The sequence below is a fragment of the Rickettsia sp. TH2014 genome, assembly GCF_019249195.1.
Lineage (GTDB): Bacteria > Pseudomonadota > Alphaproteobacteria > Rickettsiales > Rickettsiaceae > Rickettsia > Rickettsia felis.
On the sequence record NZ_MXAX01000114.1, the window covers coordinates 1 to 6,342 of the forward strand.

The following is a 6,342-nucleotide window of genomic DNA, read 5'->3' on the forward strand; positions in this document are numbered from 1 at the left end:
TTCCAATTCTGAATTGTCTTGGAGCTTATCTCATATTTTGATGCTAATTGACTTAAGGTAGCATCCTCTTTTATTAATTCTAATACTACCTTAGTCTTTTCTTCACTACTGAAAATCCTAACCTTATTTTTCTTCATCTTTCCTCCTAAGTTTTACCTATTTATTGTAACTTATTTCGGAAACTTGAGTACTATTTTTTCTGTCCTGTTTTCTCAGTCCATTATATAGTTTAATCTCTCTTAATATACCGGAACTTACTGCTAGATGTTTATATAGGCTTAGCTTAATTCACTTACTAGGCAGGTCATCTTTTAATGAAAAAACCATACAAACTGATTATAAGCTTGCCATAGAAGAAATACAAAATGTAATTAAGTTAACCGGTATAAGGCAAAAATAACATACTAGATATAGCATTAACTATTAATGATAAGTTTGCTATTCATGCCGGTACAGTAATAGCCTCTAGTTTACTAAATAGCGATTTAGATAGTTTCTATAGATTTCATATTGTTATGGATTCTAATGACCCTGTTAGTCAAGAATCAATGGAAAAACTAGCTTCCATGAAATATATCAGAGATTATTCTATAGATTTTATTACTTTTCCTGAAAATATATTAAATCAAGCTTTAAAAGATAAGAAAATAAAATTTACGTATAATTGGCCTAGTTTAGTAATGTATAGGTTATATTTTGATCAAATCTTTCCTCATCTAGACTCTATATTATATCTTGATGCGGATATTGTAGTGTTGCATGATTTGAATTCTCTTAAAAAAATAGATATGAGTAATTATATTGCCGCAGGTAGCATAGATACAGGTATTACATATTGTAATCACAAATTGATAAAAGAATGTAAAAGAAATATGGATCATTCTTACAAAAATAGCGGGATAGTATTTTTAAACTTAAAAAATATGCGAGAAAAACAAACTGAATCTGCGATATTAGAAACTATAAAAAGATCAGAATGTGACTTTTCGCTTCCTGATCAAGATGTGTTAAATATAGCTTTTCATGATTACATTTATCCTTTGTCGATGAGATGGAACTTTTTGACATATTTTGAGGATCAAGGCCCTTATTTTTCTTGCTTCATTTTACACTATGCAGGACCTAAGCCATGGACTACCGATAAGCATGAACTATGGAAGACAAATCAGGACAAATTAGATAAAATCACAAAATATTACTGGCGATATAGAGAAATAACACCTTGGAGTAATATAAATTAATTATTTTAATTGACTTTAGCACTTAAGAGATTTAAAAGTTAACTTTAATATGTAAGGTTACAATAAAAATGTTACCGCCTAAAATTTTCTTTGAAAAAGTTAAAGAAATAATTTGGCCTATAGAAAGGAAAGAATTAAAGCTATTTATACCTATGGCTTTAATGATGTTATGTATCCTTTTTAATTTTGGGGCTTTAAGATCTATCAAAGATAGTTTAGTAGTACCCTCTATGGGGGCCGAAATTATTAGTTTCTTAAAATTATGGTTAGTATTACCCTCGTGCGTAATTTTTACCGTACTTTATGTTAAGCTTAGTAATAAATTAAATTTTGAATATATTTTCTACATTATAGTCGGCAGTTTTTTACTATTTTTCTTATTATTTGCCTATATTATTTATCCCAATCAAGATATTTATCATCCTAACGATGAAATGATAAATAATTTAATTGCTTCATACCCTAATTTTAAATGGTTCATTAAAATAGGTAGTAAATGGAGTTATGCACTGATGTATATTTTCTCAGAATTATGGAGTGCAGTAGTCATAAACTTAATGTTTTGGCAGTTTGCCAATCACATTTTTGATACTTCTAAAGCTAAAAGATTCTATCCAGTTCTTGGAATGGTCGGTAATATAGGTCTTATAATAGCAGGCAGCGTACTTGTCTTTTTCTCAAGCGGGCAGGATGTCATTGATTCAGAATTATTACTGGATTCTTTTAATTTATCTGCCGGAAATGCTATAATGCTTCAGCCAATCATGTCAATTATTGTTGCTGCAGGAATAGTTGCTATGTTTCTATTTAGAATAATAAATAGATTTATTTTAACGGATTCCATAAATGTTTTAGATACAAAAAAAGTTACGACTAAAACGAAAACAAAACTTTCGGTAATTGAAAGTATCAAATTAGTAATTCACTCAAAATATATAGGTCGTATTGCTTTACTAATAATTTGTTATGGATTATTAATAAATATAGTCGAAGGACCTTGGAAAGCAAAAATAAAAGAATTACATCCAAACACTATAGACTATGTTAACTTTATGGGCAGGTTTAATATTTGGATGGGGATATCATGCGTTACTTTCATGGTAATAGGCAGCAACATCCTTAGAAGGCTCGGTTGGCTCAGTTCTGCATTATTAACTCCTATTATGTTGTCTATTACCGGCTTGATGTTTTTTATCTTTATAATTTTTATTGAAGAAATAGGAGCGTGTTTCGGCGATTTTAATCTTCTATATGCAGCGATTATCGTTGGAGCTATTCAGAACATACTTAGTAAATCGTCCAAATACTCATTATTCGATTCAACAAAAGAAATGGCGTATATCCCTTTATCTTTAGAGCTTAGAACTAAGGGAAAAGCTGCTGTAGAGGTAATAGGTACTAAATTCGGTAAATCGCTTGGAGCATTTATACAGTCTTTGATATTTATTATTATTCCGACTGCTACCTTTGATTCTATTATAATATATTTATTAGTAATTTTTATAGTTATGATGAGTTTATGGATTTGGAACGTTATAAAACTAAATAAGGAATATATAGAGCTGTGTAAGTAGATTGGGTTTTAAATACTTTTTATTATATTAGTTGCTAAATTGTACCAATTATGGTACATTATTATAATGCTTAATACATCAAAAACTCTCACTGTAAAATTTTACCGTGCTATAACTAAAAAAGAACCGGTACGCGATTGGTTACTTGAATTAGACCCTAAAGATTGTAAAATCATTGGTACAGACATTAAAGTCATAGAATATTTTTGGCCAATTGGAATGCCTGCATGCAAATCTTTAGGTAAAGGAATGTATGAAGTAAGATCAAATTTAACAGATGGCAAAATAGGAAGAGTATTTTTTGTGTAGCAGTTAATAAAATGATTCTATTGCATGGGTTTTTAAAAAAATCTCAAAAAACTCCTGATAAAGAATTAGACTTAGAATTTAAAAGAAAAAAGAGGTAGAATTATGAATAAACTTAATCAAAAGTATATTGGTTCTAATTTTGATGATTTTCTTAATGAAATAGGAATATTAGAAGAGGTAACAGCAGTAGCTCATAAGCGTATTATTGCACAGCAAATAAAACAGATTATGGAACAAAAACACATAACAAAATCAGAAATGGCTGAAAAAATGAAAACAAGTAGATCGGCTGTAAATAGACTTCTAAACCCTAACAACCCTAATGTTACTATTGATACTCTTGATCGTGCCGCTATTGCTCTAGGAATGAAATTAAATATTTCTTTAATTTGATTTCTTATTTAAATTAAAAGAAATGAAAAAAATTCTTAAAATAATATTATTTATAACTATCTTTACTATACTCGCATATAGTGGGCTATGGTTTACTATTATGTTCTCTTTATCACACTCTATAAATCAAAAATATGCCGGTACCAACCTTAATATAGAAGAGACTGATAATAATCCTAATCAACAATATCTTATTAAATTTTCTAAAGTTCAGCCATATGGTTTTCCTTTTAAATTAGGTATTTCGGTAATTAATTGGCAAGAAGAGAGTATTAATAGAGTAATTGAATTTACCTCACCGATAAATATCGGTTATGATTTACTTAAACAGAAATTATTTATAAATTTTTCCGGAGAAGCATTCGGAAAATTTAAGCCGGTTCAAAGAGGCTTTGGAGTAAGGTTTTATAATGAGAACTGTATATTATCAACAAAAATACCGTTAAATTTTAAATTATTTGAAATAGTACGATCAAAAAAAGATTTATTTGAAGTTATAAATTTAATAGAAAATATTAAATTTACTTCCGGTAAAACAGAAATTTTTGACTTAGTCGATAATCAAAAATTATATGAAGAAGCTCATACTATACTTACTATGTTATTTGACAAAAGTAAGTATTATATAAGTAAACAGGATTTCCTTGATAATATACCGCAAAAATTAGAAATTTATTATGAAACCGAAATAGTAAAAAGTAACCTTGAAGATAGAATAATACCTGCCGGCTTATTATTATATAGACCCGCTTGGAATAATAATTTCAAATTTTCCGGTAATTTCTTGATTAGTACTAGTAGTTTGCATTTTAAAGATATTGCTAAAGATTTAACAATTGAAGTTACTAATGCAAAAATAAATAGTAATAACTTTGAAAATAATATTAATTTATTATATAAAGGTAAGTTAAACGATTTCGGCAATAATAATATTGATCTTTTAATAGATTCGCAATTTAAGCTAAAACCTGGTTTTATAATAGGTTCATTAGAATTTATAAAGAAATATTACGATAGGCAAACCTATCTGTTTAAACTCACCGATAATAATCTATATAAAGATTTGAATAATGAACTAAGCTATATTTTAAATAATAATAAACAATATAATTTTAGTATTTTTGAAGATAGGCGATATAATTTTAATTTAAATATTAATTTAGTTACTGAATTAAATAAATTAACTAGAGCACAGATAAATGCTTTAAGTCTATATTCAAACGCATCGGGATTTAATATAACAAATGAAACTATAGTAAATACTCTTAAAGATTCTTACAGTAAAGGTACGATAGTAATTAATGATTACTCTAAAATAATAGATGTTTTAAGTCTATATGTATATGGGGTAGGTGATTTTAAAAACTTATCCAAAGAGAGCAAAGAAGTATATGGAGATGCTCTAAAATCATTTTTAAAAACTATATCCGATCACCCGAACTCATCTAATTTAATTGACGCTAGCATTGAGTATGAGTTTGATTTATCCGATTTAAACAAAGCTAAAATAGGTAATATAGATGATATAAATAAACTTATACCTTTATATTATTTATCTTTATACCAAGCAGCAGTAAAAAAAGTGAAACTCGGTGAAAATGTAAAAGAAAAAATTATGGAGTTAATTCCGAGTGTTAATCAAAAAATATTAGAGGAATGTATAATTAATGAACCTCGTTAGTCGTCATAAGCTAAACGGTCGAAGACCGCGTGGCAATATCGTGAAAATAGTACAAAATTTCTGAGATTGCCACGTCGAGACTTCGCCTCTCCTCGCAATGACAGAAAAATTTAAAAAAATACCATGAATATTATAGTAAAAATACAGCAAGATTTAAAAGATGAAGTAACTAAGTTAAACGATTTAATCATTAGCTGTTTAAAAAGTGATGAAGAATTAATAGAAATAGTAGGTAAATATTTGCTAGAGGCGGGGGGTAAAAGAATTCGTCCACTTTTAACTATAATAACCGCTAAAATGTTTGATTATAAAGGCGATAATCATATAAAGCTCGCAAGTGCCGTTGAATTCATGCATACCGCCACATTGCTTCATGATGATGTCGTAGATGACAGCACTTTAAGAAGATTCAAACCTACCGCTAACGTTATTTGGGGAAGTAAAACAAGTATTTTAGTGGGTGATTTCCTCTTTAGCCAGTCTTTTAAGTTAATGGTCGCTTCCGGCTCTATTAAAGCTATGAATGTTCTAGCTAAAGCTTCAGCAATTATTTCCGAAGGGGAGGTAGTACAGCTAGTTAAGCTAAATGAACGACGCATTATAACTATCGAAGAATATCAGCAAATAGTTAAATCTAAAACCGCCGAACTATTTGGAGCTTCTTGTGAAGTTGGAGCTATTATAGCAGAACAGGTAGACCATATTTCTAAAGATATGCGGGACTTTGGGCAATTACTCGGAACGATATTTCAGGTTATAGATGATCTACTTGATTATTTGGGTAATGATAAACAGGTAGGCAAAAATATCGGCGATGATTTCTTAGAAGGAAAAGTTACATTACCGCTGATTTTTTTATATAATAAGCTAGAGCAAGATAAGCAGCTCTGGCTTGAAAATATAATTAAATGCGATAAGCGTACTAATGATGAGTTTATTAAAGTACGTGATTTGATGATTGAACATGAAATTCATAATGAAACAGTTAGTTATTTGAGTAACTTAGAAAATGAAGCAAATAAGTTATTAAATAAAATTCCGGTTCAGAATGGTTATAAAGATTATTTGTTTTCGATTATTAGATTTATTTTGGACCGTTCTTATTAATTATTGTTTTTTCCGTCATTGCGAGAAGAATTACGTA

4 protein-coding genes and 2 pseudogenes are annotated in these 6,342 nt (G+C 28.8%); all 6 read left to right on the forward strand.

What is annotated here, in order from left to right; translation table 11 throughout:
• Positions 1 to 220: 220 nt before the first annotated feature.
• A pseudogene (locus KYQ89_RS02130) lies at positions 221 to 1,241 on the forward strand (glycosyltransferase family 8 protein); the annotation flags it as partial.
• A 68-nt stretch (positions 1,242 to 1,309) separates the two neighbouring features.
• Entirely contained in the window at positions 1,310 to 2,815 is a 1,506-nt protein-coding gene (gene tlc3 / locus KYQ89_RS02135; protein WP_218460210.1) for a nucleotide exchange transporter Tlc3, read from the forward strand.
• A gap of 66 nt (positions 2,816 to 2,881) precedes the next feature.
• Positions 2,882 to 3,222, forward strand: a pseudogene (locus KYQ89_RS02140) (type II toxin-antitoxin system RelE/ParE family toxin).
• Positions 3,223 to 3,226: 4 nt separating this feature from the next.
• Positions 3,227 to 3,517, forward strand: coding sequence for a helix-turn-helix domain-containing protein (locus KYQ89_RS02145; RefSeq protein WP_218460211.1), 291 nt, complete (start codon positions 3,227 to 3,229; stop codon positions 3,515 to 3,517).
• 22 nt (positions 3,518 to 3,539) lie between these two features.
• Entirely contained in the window at positions 3,540 to 5,198 is a 1,659-nt protein-coding gene (locus KYQ89_RS02150) for a hypothetical protein (protein ID WP_218460212.1), read from the forward strand.
• 123 nt (positions 5,199 to 5,321) lie between these two features.
• Positions 5,322 to 6,305, forward strand: coding sequence for a polyprenyl synthetase family protein (locus KYQ89_RS02155; protein ID WP_218460213.1), 984 nt, complete (start codon positions 5,322 to 5,324; stop codon positions 6,303 to 6,305).
• Positions 6,306 to 6,342 lie beyond the last annotated feature (37 nt).